Raw genomic sequence first — 14,721 nt, 5'->3', positions numbered from 1 at the left:
GGTCCGAGGACTCCTTCTTCGACTGGCTCAACGGCAAGTGGTACGACACCTTCGCCCCCATGGGGCCCTGGCTGGTCACCACCGAAGACATCCCCGACCCCCAGGCGCTGCAGCTCAGCACCTACGTCAACCAGGAACGCAAGCAGCACTGCAGCACCGCACAGATGATCTTCCCGGTAGCCGTGATCATCGAATATCTGTCCGCCATGGTGACCCTGGAGCCCGGGGATGTCATCAGCACCGGCACGGTGGCCGGCGTGGGAGCCGTCAGCGGGCAGTACCTGCGGGCGGGGGATCAAGTCAGGGTGGAGATCAGCGGAATCGGACAGCTCGACAACCAGGTGGTGGAAAGCCCGGTCTAGTCGCCCGATTTCGCCGGCTGAGGCGTTATGGATGAGAAAAGAGTGATGCAGGAAGGGCGGGTTAACCCGACGATAGGGAGAGCAGTGATCACTCTTACAGCAAAACCTGGCTCGGCAACCGAACGCACGAGGCATTATCGACGAAGCCTGTTCTCCATACTGGTTTTCGGGCTGTTCCTATCGGCATGCGTGACATCGCGAACGAAGGCGATAGAGCCGCCCGCCGTTGCGGAATTCGCTTTCGAGCAGTACGAGGTCGTCACCGGCTCCGCGAAACGTCAGACCGTATTGCCGGGATTCCTTCTCGGTGGCGCCATCGCGGAACTTGCCGTGGTGAACATGGACGAGAATGGCGATCGTTGCCTGCGCATCTACGCATTCGGCGACGGCTCCTGGGCGCCGATGCTCGACGCAACGCTGCGTCCCGAAGTACTGTTCGTCGACGCGGCCAACATCGGCGGACGCGACCGTGTGATTACCTACGAGCCCGGCCGCCTGAACTGGTTCGATCCCGAATCGGTGACGGAACACCCGCTGGTGGCGGTAACTTCCAACTTCAACCCGCCCCGCAGAGGCGAAATCCCCCATGTAGACGTCACTCGGGACGTGAACGGCGACGGGCGCGACGACCTGGTCGTACCGCAAGTCGATGGCTTCTGGTTGTCTATCCAGATGAGCGGGGGCATGTTCGCCGATCCAGTGAAAATCGGCACCTCCACCAACACGGCTATGATCGCAGGACCCCACGGCGAATACCGATACACTCCCTGGGATCATGGCCGTATCCACGAAACGGACTACAACCGAGACGGCCGTAGCGACTTGGTGTTCTGGAACGAGGACCACTTCGAAGCTCATCTCCAGGATCGGCGTGGACTGTTTGACACGGCGGCCGAGACCTTTACGACCGATGTCGCTTTCGACTCCGACGACCTCAACTCGCTCACCGCGCCCTACAAGGCTCGACGCCCGAGTGCCAAGCACGATCCTGGCGGAAAGATGACGGAAAGGGTGCTGCACACGCTAGCCGATCTAAACGGCGACGGCATCGCCGACCTCGGGATTCTTTCTCTGGAGGGCGGGAGTCTTTGGAAAATGCACTCCAACTACGAGGTGCACTTTGGCACGCTTACACCCGATGCCAGCACCATTTTCGCGCCCAAGGTCAGCACCGTGGCGCCGTCGGACGGAATCCCGCTCCGGATCCTCTCCGGCCGCCGCGACCGACCCGGGATTCAGCAGCAAACCCTCGGCCACGACGGCCGGAATGTCATGATGTTTACAACCATGAGTGTGGGGGGCTTCAGCGTTGTCAGCAGGGTTTTGGGCGCGTTGGTCAGCCGTTCCGTGTCGCTGGATATCGAGTTTTTCCGTATGGAAGGTGGTATCTACCCGAACAAACCCAGCGCCGCCCGCAAAACCAGAATCTACGCTCTCGGCAAGTCCGGGGAAAGGTTCCTTCCAGCGGTGTTGATTGGGGATGTGAACGGCGACAGATACGCGGACTTGCTGGTGGGGAGGGGCCGCAATGAACTGCATGTCTTTCTTGGCGTGCCCGGGCCCGAACTGTTCACCCGGCGGCATCAAACAGTGGCGGTCGCGATGCCCAGCGACGAGTACACTTGGCTGGTGGATCTCAACAAGGACGGCAAGCAGGACATCCTCATGCATCACCCATCCACCACCGAGCCGCATCGGGTGACGATGTTGATCGCCCGATGAGCAAAATCGGTGGTTTATTGGTACTAAGCCCGGGATGCCAGTCGGTTCTCATCATCCGGGCAGGTCAACTTACTGTCTGCAATGGGTGCTGGAGAAGAAGATCGTGCATGTGCCTCTAGACGATAAACTCAACGCCTTCTGCCAGGACAGCCGGGCCTTTCTGCAGGGGGCCGGCGAGGGTCCCTTGGCCGGGCTGACTTTCGCCGCCAAGGACATCTTCGACGTCGAGGGTCATGTGACCGGTGGGGGCAATCCCGACTGGAAGGCCAGTCAGCCGGTCGCTCAAGCCACCGCCTGGGCGGTGGAGGTCCTGGTCGGCGCCGGCGCCACCATGGTGGGGAAGACCCATACCGACGAGTTGACCCGGGGCATTCTGGGCGTCAACGCCCACTACGGAACCCCCCTGAACCCCCAAGCCCCCGGGCGCGTTCCCGGGGGCTCCTCCAGCGGCTCGGCGGCTGCCGTGGCGGGCGGCCTGGTCGATTTCTCCCTGGGCTCCGACACCGGCGGCTCGGTGCGGATACCGGCCTCATTCTGCGGACTCTACGGGTTGCGCCCCACCCACGGGCGCATTTCCCTGGACGGAATGCTGCTGCAGGCACCCAGCTACGACACCGCCGGTTGGTTCGCGCGGGACCCCGGCCTGTTTGCCCGGGTAGGGTCGGTGCTGCTGCAGACCCGGATCGGGCCGGGCCGGCCGCGCCGCCTGGTGGTGGCGGAGGATGCCTTTGAGGTGGCTGACCCGTCGGTCCGGGAGGCCCTCGAGCCCGTGGTGGAGCGCCTGGGGGCCTTGATCGGCCTCTCCAGGCGAGAGCGGTTGGCCCCCACCAGCCTCTCGGACTGGGCCGCTGGCCAGCGGGTACGGGCAAGCAGCGAAGCTTGGGAAGTGGTCAGGGAATGGATCGACCGCATCAACCCCAGGATGAGCTTTCATGTGGCCGAGAGTTGCCTGGCCGGCAGGAGCGTGACACCCGAGGAGGTGGCCACCGCCCTGGCGGATCGGCAAAAGGTGATGGCCCGCATGAAAACCCTGCTGGCCGGGGATACGGTGGTCTGTCTGCCCACGGCCCCCACACCGCCTCCGCCTCGAACGCAAACCATGTCCGAGCGGCGCCCCCTGACCTCGCGCATTGTCCAGCTTACCTGTACCGCAGGAACCATCGGCGCGCCCCAGATCAACCTGCCCTGGGCCGAAGTCGAGGGGCTGCCGGTAGGGCTGTCCCTGATCGCGGCTCCAGGGTCGGACGAGATGCTGATCGCCTTCGCCCGCGAAGCCGCCGAAATCCTGCAGGTCGAATAGAGTCGTCCGCAAGAGCTGATGCGGTGGGGGGGAACGGCCCGGCGCCGGGGGGCGACATCTAGTGGATTTACATCGATGCACAGGATGCACAGGACAAACAGGACGGGAGCCCACTGCACAGGTAGCCGGCTTTGGCAATGATGGCGCGGGGATTTGCGGCTGCCCCGGATTACAAGCAGGCCGTCTCCAGAACAATCCTGTGCAACCTGTGCATCGATCTTTACAGTTCATTCAAACGATGCACGGGACTGCGGGACGCCGGACTGCGGAGACCCAATTCCGTGTATCCTGTTCAACCCTGCAATTTGTCCCTGTAGCTGACGAGGTGGGGAGAATGCGCCACCGCCGCGACCGTGGGACAAGAACGTTGCAACTGGCCGCTCCCAAAACTTGCAATTAGCCGCTCCCTATACTTGCAATCAGCCGAGCCATTCTGAATGCTGATGTCGATCCTCTTGTGGACCTTGGCCCTGTTGCTAGTGGCGGTGGGGGTGGCGGGGACGATCCTGCCGGTGCTGCCGGGACCGGTGCTGGTTCTGGCCGGCTTGGTCCTGGCCGCCTGGATGGACGGGTTCTCCCATGTCGGCGCTTCAACGGTGGTCGTCCTGACAGGCCTCACCCTGCTGGCCTACGTGGCCGACTTCATCGCCGGGGCTCTGGGGGCCAAGCGATCGGGCGCCAGTGTAAGGGCCGCCGTCGGGGCCGGGCTGGGTGCGCTGGTGGGACTGTTCTTCGGCATTGTCGGGGTGCTGGTCGGCCCCTTCCTGGGAGCCGTGCTGGGTGAGGTCAGCCTCCATGGGAACCTGGAAAGGGCCGGCCGTGCGGGCATCGGCACCTGGCTGGGAATGGTCGTGGGCACGGCGGTCAAGGTATCGCTGGTATTCATGATGATTGCGGTCTTCCTGCTGGCATATTTCATCTGAATAGGAGGGATGTGCGGCCCTCATTGTGGCTCCGGTGGGGAGTGGGGCCGGGTGATTCTCAAAATCGTAGCCGGTTGGGGCTACAACTGTTTTCTACACCCCCTGCGGTTTCGATCGCGGGGTGCGGGGCCTCTTCGGAGGCCCCTGCTTTTTTGGGGGCGGATCGAAAGGGTCGAATCTCAGGACTTGTGCTTGAGGGCGCGCCAGTCCAGGTGACGGGTCAGGTACATGGTGACGGCCAGCGCCAGGAAGAGGCCCACCGAGCCGACCAGCAGGGCGTAGTCCTGATTGCGCAGCAGGATGTAGAGGTACCCGTACAGGAGCCCCAGGATGACCGCCATCAGGGCTGCCCCGCGGGGCTTGCCCAACACCGACAGGCTGTAGCTGACGAGCAGGACCACGGTGGAAACGCTGGCCAGGGCATAGGCCGGGCCGAAACCCAGGTGCTCGGAAAGGGACAGCACCAGCAGATAGAACAGACACATCCCGGCGCCCAGGAGCAGGTATTGCAGCGTGTGAATCCGCAGCCCGGAGAGCACTTCATAGAGCCAGAGGGTGATGAAGGTGAGAGCCAGGAAAAGGATGGCGTACTTGACGCTGCGATCGACCATCCGATAGGGATCGACCGGTGTCGCCAGGGTCAGGCCGAACCGGGAGGGTGAGGTCGAGGACGGGGCTGTTTGGGTTGTCCATCGTTGAGGGTAGCTGCGTCCCAGGAAGGGCACGCTCCAGGTGGCTTCGAATCCCCGGTCCGTCACCGTGCGCTCGGACGGGAGCCAGTTCCCCTGGAAGCTGGGATGGGGCCAGTCCGACTGAAGATCGACGGTGGTCTGTCTGCCGAAGGGTGCAAAGTAAACAGCCCCACTGCCGTTGAGCTCCAGTGGAAACTGGAAATCGAAGGCCGCTCCCTTCAGCCGCTCTCGCAGACTGGCCTGAATCCCGGGGAGGTCACCGCTGGATTCACCCGATCCGGGCTGAAAGGGGAGTTCCTCGCCATTCCAGGAGAGCACGGCTGCATTCCGGATGGCGCGGGCATCGGAGATATTCAGCGAAAGGTGGGCGCGGTCCCAGAGAATATCTTCCGGCCGGACTCCCCATTCGCTGAGGTCGGGCTCGGCGAAACTGCCCCGCAGATCCAGGGTCAGTCGATACACCGGAACCTCGAAGATGCCCCGATAGCGCCGGTGGGTTTCGGCCCTGCCGGAGACGATGAGTGTTTCCGCCAGAAAGTGACCGTATCTCACCTCGGTCCGGGTGGAGAGCTCGCCTTCGGAGGTTTGCTCGTTGCGGTGCTCCAGGTAGGGAATGACAATCCGGGGTCCCGCCAGCGACTGCTCCTCGCCCCACTTGGAGGTAACTTCCCGGGTTGCCTCTTGCTGTCTGGTTCGGCGCTCGGAGACCACGCCGTGAATCAGCAGGATGGGAATCTGGAGCAGGAGCACCAGCAGTCCCAGCAGGCAGGCGCGCCATATCGGCGAGTTCAGAAAAGCCTGCGGATTGAGCAGGGATCTGGGCGATTCAGATGACATCGGGAGGTCTCCTCGGCAAGATACCGATCGACTTTTCAGGCACAGACTAACACCCCGGGCCGGGCACCAAAAGATTATGAGCCCAGCCACAACTTTCTGTGAGCAATCCCGGCCAACTTGATATAGAGTGGGCCACTCACTTGATGTCGGCCGGGCTTGTGGCAGGTGGACCCGCTTGAAATCCGCACCCCGGTCACAGGGACTCCGGAGATCGCGCTCATGCCAAATGCACTCTTAGTTTACCCTGAATTTCCTCCTTCCTACTGGGGCGGAAAGTTCGCCCTGGAATTTGTAGGAAAGAAGGCGGGGTTTCCCGCACTCGGTCTCCTCACCATCGCCGGCATGTTTCCCTCCAGATACGACCTCCGCGTGGTGGATCTGAATGTGACCACCCTGAAGGATTCGGACCTGGAGTGGGCCGACCTGGTGTTTACCTCCACCATGATCGTTCAACGCGATTCCCTGGACTCGGTGATCGAGCGCTGCAACCGGGCCGGCGTTCCGATCGTGGCCGGAGGGCCTCACCCCACCACCTATCACGACGAGATCCAGGGCGTGGACCACTTCCTGCTAGATGAAGTCGAGGAGATCCTGCCCCAATTCCTGCGGGACCTGGAGACCGGAACCGCCAAGCACACCTACCGGGCGCCGGAGAAACCCGATGTGACCCGCACGCCGCCCCCTCGCTTCGACCTGGTCGACATGAAGGACTACTACTCGATGTGCCTGCAGTTCTCCCGGGGGTGCCCCTTCGACTGCGAGTTCTGTGACATCACCAAGCTCTTCGGCCGAGTGCCGCGGACCAAGACGCCGCAACAGATGTTGGGTGAGTTCGACACCCTCTATGAGCTGGGTTGGCGGGGCAACGTCTTCCTGGTGGACGACAACTTCATCGGCAACAAGCGGGAGGCGCTGGAACTTCTTCCCGTGGTGGCCGAGTGGCAGAAGCAGCGCCGCTATCCCTTCGCCCTCTTCACCGAGGCCAGTGTCAACCTGGCCCGAAACGACGAATTGATGGACGCCATGATCGAGGCCGGTTTCGATTGGGTGTTCCTGGGGATCGAGACTCCCAATCCCAAGGCCCTGCTCAAGACCAAGAAGGCGCAGAACACCAACAAGAAGCAAGAGGAGAACTATCTGCTGAGCGCCGTTCGCACCATTCAACGGAAGGGGTTGGAGGTCAGCGGCGGATTCATCCTGGGCCTGGACGGAGACGACGAAGGGGTGTTCGACGCCCAGATCGACTTCATCCAGGAAGCAGGCATTCCCATGGCCATGGTGGGGCTTTTGACGGCGCTGAAGGGCACCGACCTTTACGAACGCCTCAAGAGGGAAGACCGGATACTGGAGGAGACCACCGGGACCAGCGTCAACGTCGTCCTCAACTACAAGCCCGAGATGGATCCCCAGACCTTGATCGAGGGATATCGACGGGTGCTGACCACCATCTACGACCCCACACTGGAAAACTATTTCAGGCGCTGTCTGAACATGATGGAGCACGTCACGCCCAGCCCCTATGTGTCCAAGCCGGTGGGCATGAACGAGGTGCGTGCCATCGGGAAATCGCTGCGCCGGCAGCTCTTCTCCCGACAGGGTCCGGCCTACCTCAAGTTCATTGCCAAGGTCGCCAGGGACCATCCCCGCATGCTCACCCAGGCATTCCACCTGGCCGTCATGGGCTACCACTTCGAGAAGGTCACCAGCCAGCAGATCGCCATCCACGACTTCAAGGAGTTTCTGGAAGCCGAACTGGATTCGTTCACCCAAGCGGTTTCCCACTCCGTGCGTTCCGGCGCCAAGGAAGTGGAGGAACTCAAGGTCCAGGTGCAGGAATTGTTCTCGCGAGTCCATGCCCGCTACGAGTCCATGCACGACGATCTTCGCTATGGAGTGGAAGACGCCCTGGAATCGTTCCGTTCTTCCGTGAACGCCCAGGTAGACCAGTTTGCACGATTGGCGGTGGCCGGGACCTAGCCGGCCGCACGCCTTCAATTCCCCCCTCCGCATCAGCCTTTGCCATTCGGCTCGACTTCTGCGACTCCTGACGGCCTTGGGCTGCGGGCGCCCCCTGGCTGGGACCTCGGCGTTGGCCCCCCTCCGCATCAGTCTTCGCCATTCGGCTCGGCTTCTGCGACTCCCCCTCAAGGGGGGAGTGACACTTGAGTTTTTTGAAGGGCGTTTTGCGAAATTGGGGAGCAGACGCCCGGAGATAATCATCCAAAAATCCTATCCACCGGTAGTGTCGTGGGTTAAGGGAGAAACGCGTATGCAGCGAATTAAGAGCTGCGTCTCCCAACGCACAGCTTGCCGTGGGAGAATGCCCGGCGGAACTCCTATGAAAGTGAAGGTCGATGAGCTCCAGGCCTCTCTGCTGAGCTCGCCGCTGCCCCAACCGCTCCGGCGGCCGGTTCAGGGAGGCCAGGTCACCATCTACAAGCGCGATTGCCTCCTGGTTCGAGCCCGCTCCAATCAGGGGCAGGTGGGTTATGGGGTGGGGACCCCCTCTCCCAATGTGGCTCAGTTGATCAATCGAAACCTGCGTGCGGCCGTGGTGGGCCTCAACCCCGCAAACCTGGCCGGCCTGCGCAGGAAAGTGTTCCAGCGCCGTCCCCGGTACCCGGGCCTGGTGCAGGCCTTTGCAGCGTTGGAAATGGCTCTGCTGGACCTTCAGGGACAGATCGCGGGGTGTCCCCTGTCGGAGCTCCTGGGCGGGCGGGTACGCGGCAGAGTTCGCATCTATGCCAGCGGCGGAGTCTACCTGGATGGCGAGGAGAGTGTCAGGGAGGCTGGCTTGTGGGCTGGTTCGGGGTTCGCCGCCTGCAAGCTGGGACTGGGAAGGTCGCCCCGGCAGGACGTGCAGACCGTCCATGAATTGCGGGAAGCCTTTCCTCCACCCTGGGGAATCATGGTGGACGCCAGGGCCTGGCGCGGGGGGCATTACGGGTTGGAGGAGGCCGCGCGGCTGCTTCGGGAACTGGCCCCCAGCCGGCTCGAATGGGTTGAAGATCCGGTGGCGCCGGAGGACACGGGGGCTCTTCGACAGTCGTTGAAGGACTGTCCGGTTCCGATCTCGGGAGGGGGTAACGAGTCCTCACTGGAAGGATGGCTGGAACTGGCACGAATGGATTGGCCGGACCTCCTGCAGTTGGATGTGCTTCATCTTGGGGGGCTGGTCGATGGTTACCGGGCCTTGCGGGAGGTGCGACCGCTTGGCCGCCGGGTGGCCATCGGACGGCTTTCGACTCCCCTGGAAGCAGCGGCTCTGGCCCAGTTGGCCAGTTGCTTCGGAGCCGACCTGGTCGTTTGGATGGAGTGGCCGCAATACTCCGGCGAAGGCAGGCCAGGCACCTATCCCTTTCGGCTGGCAGAACAGATGCTGCACACTCCCCTGTGGATCGACAAGGGGGAACTCATCGTACCTGAAGCACCGGGGCTGGGCGTCAAGGTCAATGAGGCGGTGATCCGGCGGTTCCCCTATCGCACCGGGCCCTGCTCGAGTTTCCAGTCGACCGCCCCCTGAGTGGCTGATACTCTCCGTGATCCGCCGGGACCGAAAAGAGTTTGGATTGGGGTTTCTTTCTCCTTATAATCCACTCGCAAATCGGGAAAGACCTCATGGAGGCAGGGGCCGCAAATGAAAGTAACCATTCTGACCGTTTATTCCAGTTCAGGCGTGATCAAGGACCTGGAGAAGTTGATCCTGCAGTTGGCCGAAGAGGAGCCGGACATCTATACGGATCTCAATATGGATGACGAGGAAGGAACGTTCACGGCCGAGTGGTTTCATCCCGACCTGGGAGAGAAGAATCTGGATTACCGGGAGAAGCTCTACTGGAAGATTCGCGAATATCTGCCGGAATCGCATCTGGCCATCATCGAGGACGAGGAGAGCGAGGAGATCATGACGGTCGGAGATCTGAGTTTCTTCAAGAACGTCATCAAGCGCGCCAGAGACATGGAAGAGCTCGAAGAGATCCAGGAGCGTATCGAACAGACCGAGATCGGCAATCCTCTTCTCCAGATCATTCTGGACAAGTCCTACCAGGCCAGGGTCAAGTCACTGCAGCCTTCGGCCTGATCCTCCTATTGCAATCGTTTGCGTCTCCCGATTTCCAGCCACCCCTCCGGCCATTTGACATTGACATCCCGGTTGCCCCGGCTATAATGAAGCGCTTTGGTTTTGAGGCACTTAAAGGCCTTTCTTGCCTGAGGGCCGTATCGGCGCAAGGCCCATGAACCCGTTGCGGATCGACGTCAGGGAATTGGAACGGCGACCTAGCTCTCTCAAGGCCGGCCTGACTGCCCGCCAGTTGAATCTGGACGAAGCACAGGTTCGCATCTCCGGCGAAGTGGCGGTCCGTTTGACGGCCGAAAGACTGTCTCAAGGCGGAGTACGCGTGCAGGGCGAGCTGGGCGCCGAAATGGAATTGACCTGTGCCCGCTGTCTGGAGGCACTGTCCCGTCCCATGACAGCCCATTTCAATCAGTACTATCAATCCAACGCCCACCACTCGCTGACCGGGGAAATCGCGCTGCAGACGAAAGATATGGAAGTGGGGTTCTTCACGGGCGACTTTATCGACGTGAGCGACATCGTTCGCGAGCAGATCCTTTTGAGCTTGCCGATGAAGCCCCTTTGTCAGGAGGACTGTCGGGGCCTGTGTCCGGCCTGTGGGCGGAACAGGAACCGCGACGGTTGCCGTTGCGGCCCGGTGGTCAGCGATCCTCGATTGGCCCCGCTGCTGAAATTCAGGAATTGAGGGTCCATTCGATCCGGGGGAACCGTAATGCCGAATCCTAAACGACGTCACTCCAAATCCCGCCGCAACAAGAGACGGTCCCACGATTTTCTGACCGTGCGTTCCACCTCGGAGTGCCCCGATTGCCACGAGACCAAGTTGCCCCATCGGGTCTGTCCGCACTGCGGCTATTACCGCGGGCGCGAGGTGATTGATGTGGGCGAGAAGTAGGCCCCGCAGGCTCCGGGCACGACCCATCCCGAGATCCATCGGCTCCGGCAACTGTCCGCACCTGGTTGCCGGCGCTCGCTGGCTTTCACCTGTTCCCGCGGCCCCCTCCCTGATCGGCACTCATGAACCACCCTATCGCCTTCATTTTTCCCGGACAGGCTTCGCAATACCCGGGAATGGGCCGGGAATTGACGGACGCTTTCCCGGAAGCCAGGGCCGTGCTGTCGGAGGCCGACCGGGCACTGGGATTCTCCATTGGACGGCTGTGCTTTGAGGGCAAGTCTGAAGAGCTGCAACTCACCGAGTTCGCCCAGCCTGCCATCTTGGCGGTTTCATTGGCGGCCCATGCGGTGTTGGCGGCTCGAGGGATCCGTCCCCAGTTCGTGGCCGGTCACAGCCTGGGGGAATACAGCGCCATCGTGGCCGCCGGCGGTCTCTCTCTGGCCGATGCCGTCACCACGGTCAGGAAGCGCGGCCAGTACATGCAGGAGGCCGTCCCCGTCGGGCAGGGCGCAATGGCCGCCCTCCTGGGCATGCCTCTGGAGTCTGTGGAGTCCCTTTGCCGGGAAGCATCTCAGGGACAGGTGTTGTCGGCTGCCAATCTCAACTCCCCGGCTCAGATCGTGATTGCCGGTGCTGCCGAGGCGGTCCGGCGAGCCGTCCAACTGGCGCCTCAACGGGGAGCCAGGCGAGCCATTCCCCTGCCGGTCAGCGCTCCCTTCCATTGCGCCTTGATGCGACCGGCCCGGGACCGCCTCGAGAAGGATCTGGGTCAACTGCAGATTCGGGATCTTCAGTGTCCCCTGGTGACCAACGCCGAGGCCGCCGCAATCCAGCGGGGGAGCGAGGTGGCCGAGGCCCTGGTTCGACAGGTGTGCGCTCCCGTTCGCTGGAGCGAGACCATTCAGCTCCTGAGGGATCGAGGGGTGCGCAGATTCGTGGAGGTAGGACCGGGCCGCGTGCTGTCGGGGCTGGTCCGCCAAACCGACCGGTCGCTGGAGGTTCTCAACGTGGAAGACGTCCGCAGCCTCGACAAGACCCTGGCTGCCATGGGGACTGCGGGATGAAGAGGGGGTTCGATGTCGCTTCAAGGTAAGGTTGCCTTTGTCACCGGCGGATCGCGGGGGATCGGGAGGGCCTGTGCCCTGGTTCTGGCCGAGGCCGGCGCCGAGGTGGCCGTGGGCGGAAGGGATGAGGCCCGGCTGGGCGCGGTGGCTGCCGAAATCGAAGGGTTGGGGCGAAAGGCCCTCCCGGTTGCGGTGGACCTGACGCAACCGGTCCAGATCAGGACGGCTTTTGAGCAGGTCATGCGTACCTTTGGCCGGCTGGACATCCTGGTGAACAACGCCGGGGTCACCCGGGACGGACTGCTGCTGCGCATGAAGCCGGAAGACTGGTCGGAAGTCCTGCAGACCAATCTGACCGCCACCTTTCTGTGCACCCAGGCAGCCGTCAAGATCATGTTGCGACAGCGATACGGTCGAATCGTGAACCTCTCTTCGGTGGTGGGATTGACGGGCAACCCCGGTCAGGCCAACTACGTGGCCTCGAAGGCGGGGATCATCGGCTTGACCAGGACGGCGGCTCAGGAAGTAGCCAAGCGGAACATCACGGTCAATGCGGTGGCTCCGGGCTTCGTGGACACCGCCATGACCCAGGCGCTTCCCGAGGCTGCCAGAGCCAAGCTGCTGGAACGGATTCCGATGGGCAGGGTCGGGCTGGATCGGGAAATCGCCCTGGGCGTCAGGTTCCTGGCTTCGGACGAAGCCGGCTATGTCACCGGCCAGGTGCTGCACATCAATGGAGGGCTGTACATGTGAGGTCCCGTATTTGGGACCTGGGCAGGCCGGTTCCGGGGGATGGCGCCCACAACGGTCATGGCTTGCCTTTTTCCAACGCTGATGGCAACATGAGCCTTTTTTGCGGCGGGGCTGAGAGTGGCGGCGCCTTTTGGCCGGCACGTCCCTGCGGTTTCCGAGCCGGTAATCACTCAAAGGGCTTGGGCGTCGTTTGGCAGACAAAGTTTCAATTCGATTTCAATCGAGGAGGATATGGGGATGGCTGATTCGGGCGTAGAGGACAAGGTCAAACAGATAATCGTGGAGCAACTGGGGGTCGACGAATCGGAGGTGACCTCTACGGCCTCCTTTGTGGACGACTTGGGCGCGGATTCCCTCGATACGGTGGAGCTGGTCATGGCATTCGAGGAGGGTTTCGGAATCGAGATTCCCGACGAGGATGCAGAGAAGATCCAGACGGTCAAGGACGCGATTGCCTACGTGGAGACCCACGCCAAGGGTTGATGCGGCAGCTGCGTTGCTTCACGACCGTAGGACTGTCCTGGCCGAGGGAACGTGGCCAGGCAACCGGTTCGGTCGCAGGAGGATGGGGCAGTGAAACGGAGAGTGGTAGTTACCGGCATCGGCGTGGTGTCCGCTCTGGCCATAGGGACCCGGGAAAACTGGGAGGCCCTGGTGGCGGGAGAAGCCGGTATCAAGCCCATCACGCGCTTCGATACGGGGCCCTTTGCCGTCAAGATCGCGGGAGAGGTCAAGGGATTCGACCCGCTGAACTGGATCACCAAAAAAGACGTCAAGAAAATGGATCCCTTCATCCAGTACGCCGTGGCGGCCTCCGATTTTGCCATGGAATCGTCGGGACTGAAGGTGACGCCGGAACTGGAGCGCCGATTCGGGGTGCATGTCGGATCGGGGATCGGAGGATTCTCCACCATTGAGCGCGAACACAGCGCGCTCCTGCGAGGCGGCCCCAAGCGGATCTCTCCTTTCTTCATTCCCTCTTCCATAATCAATCTGGCAGCCGGACAGCTTTCCATCCGGTTCGGAGCCAAGGGTCCCAACACGGCCACCTGCACCGCCTGCTCCTCGGGATCCCACGCCATTGGCGACTCGTTCAGGATCATTGCCAGAGGGGAGGCCGACGCCATGCTCTGCGGCGGGTCCGAAGCCGCCATTACTCCCATGAGCGTGGGCGGATTTGCTTCCATGCGGGCCCTGTCCACCCGAAACGATGAACCGGAAAAAGCCTGTCGTCCCTTCGACCGGGACCGGGACGGTTTCGTGATCGGAGAAGGGGCGGGAATCCTGGTGCTGGAAGAGTTGCAGAGGGCCGAGCGCCGCGGTGCCACCATCTACGCCGAGATTGTGGGTTACGGCATGTCCGGGGACGCCTATCACATCACCCAACCCTCCGGAGACGGCGAAGGGGCGTGCCAGGTCATGTCCAACGCGGTTCAGGATGCCGGCATTCGGCCGGAACAGGTCGACTACATCAACGCTCACGGCACCTCCACACCCTTCAATGACCGGCTGGAAACCAAGGCCATCAAGCTCGCCTTCGGTGAGCACGCCCGCCGAATGCTGGTGAGTTCCACCAAGTCCATGACCGGCCACCTGCTGGGAGCTGCCGGCGGCCTGGAGGGGGCGATCTCGGTTCTGGCTCTCCACCATCAAACGGCTCCGCCGACCATCAACTACGAAAATCCCGACCCCGAGTGCGACCTGGACTATGTACCCAACCAGGCGCGCAAACAGCCGATGGAGTATGCGCTGTCAAACTCCTTCGGCTTCGGGGGCACCAACGCCACCCTCTTGTTCCGCCGCTATCAGGGATAGCGCGGCACGCCACAGACGTTTCCGACTGGCGCGCTCCGGACCGATGCCCGGATCGCGCCCGGCTGACCCCCACGGCTAAGTGCTGCCGCCGCGTTCGCGGCTCTACTCCCCTATGTGACGTTTTCCGATGGCTCCCCACGGGCTCTTGCCCTGGGCATATTCTAAATAGAAAAGCACGTTTCCTCTTGCAGCGTTGTGGGTTCGGGGAGAGCTGCGAATGCTGCGGTTGACGGGGTTACCCGGCGAGACGCCACCTACGGGCTATCCTTATAGAGCT

Annotated in this window: 14 protein-coding genes; 13 read left to right on the top strand and 1 reads right to left on the bottom strand. The window is 62.3% G+C overall.

The window, feature by feature from the left end; translation table 11 throughout:
* The 4 genes from OXI69_11855 to OXI69_11840 form a co-directional block, all read left to right on the top strand.
* A partial coding sequence (locus OXI69_11855) for a fumarylacetoacetate hydrolase family protein (protein ID MDE2666834.1) occupies positions 1 to 362 on the top strand: 362 nt, incomplete at its 5' end.
* A gap of 27 nt (positions 363 to 389) precedes the next feature.
* Positions 390 to 2,084 (top strand): VCBS repeat-containing protein, encoded by a 1,695-nt coding sequence (locus OXI69_11850; GenBank protein ID MDE2666833.1) that lies wholly within the window; start codon positions 390 to 392, stop codon positions 2,082 to 2,084.
* A gap of 109 nt (positions 2,085 to 2,193) precedes the next feature.
* Complete coding sequence (locus tag OXI69_11845) at positions 2,194 to 3,384, top strand: amidase (protein ID MDE2666832.1); 1,191 nt, start codon at positions 2,194 to 2,196, stop codon at positions 3,382 to 3,384.
* A gap of 443 nt (positions 3,385 to 3,827) precedes the next feature.
* The gene (locus OXI69_11840) at positions 3,828 to 4,307 is read left to right on the top strand and encodes a DUF456 domain-containing protein (protein MDE2666831.1); all 480 of its coding nucleotides are present in this window, start codon (positions 3,828 to 3,830) and stop codon (positions 4,305 to 4,307) included.
* A 179-nt stretch (positions 4,308 to 4,486) separates the two neighbouring features.
* On the opposite strand, the gene creD is transcribed toward OXI69_11840, so the two are convergent.
* Positions 4,487 to 5,836, bottom strand: coding sequence for a cell envelope integrity protein CreD (gene creD / locus OXI69_11835; GenBank protein MDE2666830.1), 1,350 nt, complete (start codon positions 5,834 to 5,836; stop codon positions 4,487 to 4,489).
* A gap of 219 nt (positions 5,837 to 6,055) precedes the next feature.
* Here creD and OXI69_11830 point away from each other — a divergent pair, with 219 nt between their 5' ends.
* The 9 genes from OXI69_11830 (at position 6,056) to fabF (ending at position 14,444) form a co-directional block, all read left to right on the top strand.
* Entirely contained in the window at positions 6,056 to 7,813 is a 1,758-nt protein-coding gene (locus tag OXI69_11830; protein ID MDE2666829.1) for a radical SAM protein, read from the top strand.
* A 361-nt stretch (positions 7,814 to 8,174) separates the two neighbouring features.
* Positions 8,175 to 9,359 (top strand): mandelate racemase/muconate lactonizing enzyme family protein, encoded by a 1,185-nt coding sequence (locus tag OXI69_11825; GenBank protein ID MDE2666828.1) that lies wholly within the window; start codon positions 8,175 to 8,177, stop codon positions 9,357 to 9,359.
* A gap of 114 nt (positions 9,360 to 9,473) precedes the next feature.
* The gene (locus OXI69_11820) at positions 9,474 to 9,917 is read left to right on the top strand and encodes a hypothetical protein (GenBank protein MDE2666827.1); all 444 of its coding nucleotides are present in this window, start codon (positions 9,474 to 9,476) and stop codon (positions 9,915 to 9,917) included.
* 154 nt (positions 9,918 to 10,071) lie between these two features.
* Complete coding sequence (locus OXI69_11815) at positions 10,072 to 10,599, top strand: DUF177 domain-containing protein (GenBank protein ID MDE2666826.1); 528 nt, start codon at positions 10,072 to 10,074, stop codon at positions 10,597 to 10,599.
* Between the two features lie 27 nt (positions 10,600 to 10,626).
* On the top strand, positions 10,627 to 10,809 hold the full coding sequence (gene rpmF, locus OXI69_11810) for a 50S ribosomal protein L32 (GenBank protein ID MDE2666825.1): 183 nt from the start codon (positions 10,627 to 10,629) through the stop codon (positions 10,807 to 10,809).
* Positions 10,810 to 10,931: 122 nt separating this feature from the next.
* Entirely contained in the window at positions 10,932 to 11,876 is a 945-nt protein-coding gene (gene fabD / locus OXI69_11805; GenBank protein ID MDE2666824.1) for an ACP S-malonyltransferase, read from the top strand.
* 12 nt (positions 11,877 to 11,888) lie between these two features.
* On the top strand, positions 11,889 to 12,629 hold the full coding sequence (gene fabG / locus OXI69_11800; GenBank protein ID MDE2666823.1) for a 3-oxoacyl-[acyl-carrier-protein] reductase: 741 nt from the start codon (positions 11,889 to 11,891) through the stop codon (positions 12,627 to 12,629).
* 237 nt (positions 12,630 to 12,866) lie between these two features.
* Positions 12,867 to 13,112, top strand: coding sequence for an acyl carrier protein (gene acpP / locus OXI69_11795; GenBank protein ID MDE2666822.1), 246 nt, complete (start codon positions 12,867 to 12,869; stop codon positions 13,110 to 13,112).
* A gap of 90 nt (positions 13,113 to 13,202) precedes the next feature.
* Complete coding sequence (fabF, locus tag OXI69_11790) at positions 13,203 to 14,444, top strand: beta-ketoacyl-ACP synthase II (protein ID MDE2666821.1); 1,242 nt, start codon at positions 13,203 to 13,205, stop codon at positions 14,442 to 14,444.
* The last annotated feature ends 277 nt before the right edge of the window (positions 14,445 to 14,721 follow it).

The organism is Acidobacteriota bacterium (genome assembly GCA_028875575.1).
Classification (GTDB): Bacteria; Acidobacteriota; Terriglobia; order Versatilivoradales; family Versatilivoraceae; genus Versatilivorator.
Note: the sequence above shows the minus strand (reverse complement) of the source record. Positions and strands in the feature narration are given on the sequence as shown.

Excerpts from the sequence above, each read along its gene's own strand:
- fabD (MDE2666824.1), top strand. The coding sequence starts at position 10,932 with ATGAACCACCCTATCGCCTTCATTTTTCCCGGACAGGCTTCGCAATAC.
- OXI69_11820 (MDE2666827.1), top strand. The coding sequence starts at position 9,474 with ATGAAAGTAACCATTCTGACCGTTTATTCCAGTTCAGGCGTGATCAAG.
- OXI69_11830 (MDE2666829.1), top strand. The coding sequence starts at position 6,056 with ATGCCAAATGCACTCTTAGTTTACCCTGAATTTCCTCCTTCCTACTGG.
- rpmF (MDE2666825.1), top strand. The coding sequence starts at position 10,627 with ATGCCGAATCCTAAACGACGTCACTCCAAATCCCGCCGCAACAAGAGA.
- creD (MDE2666830.1), bottom strand. The coding sequence starts at position 5,836 with ATGTCATCTGAATCGCCCAGATCCCTGCTCAATCCGCAGGCTTTTCTG.
- fabG (MDE2666823.1), top strand. The coding sequence starts at position 11,889 with ATGTCGCTTCAAGGTAAGGTTGCCTTTGTCACCGGCGGATCGCGGGGG.
- acpP (MDE2666822.1), top strand. The coding sequence starts at position 12,867 with ATGGCTGATTCGGGCGTAGAGGACAAGGTCAAACAGATAATCGTGGAG.
- OXI69_11815 (MDE2666826.1), top strand. The coding sequence starts at position 10,072 with ATGAACCCGTTGCGGATCGACGTCAGGGAATTGGAACGGCGACCTAGC.
- OXI69_11850 (MDE2666833.1), top strand. The coding sequence starts at position 390 with ATGGATGAGAAAAGAGTGATGCAGGAAGGGCGGGTTAACCCGACGATA.
- OXI69_11840 (MDE2666831.1), top strand. The coding sequence starts at position 3,828 with ATGTCGATCCTCTTGTGGACCTTGGCCCTGTTGCTAGTGGCGGTGGGG.
- OXI69_11825 (MDE2666828.1), top strand. The coding sequence starts at position 8,175 with ATGAAAGTGAAGGTCGATGAGCTCCAGGCCTCTCTGCTGAGCTCGCCG.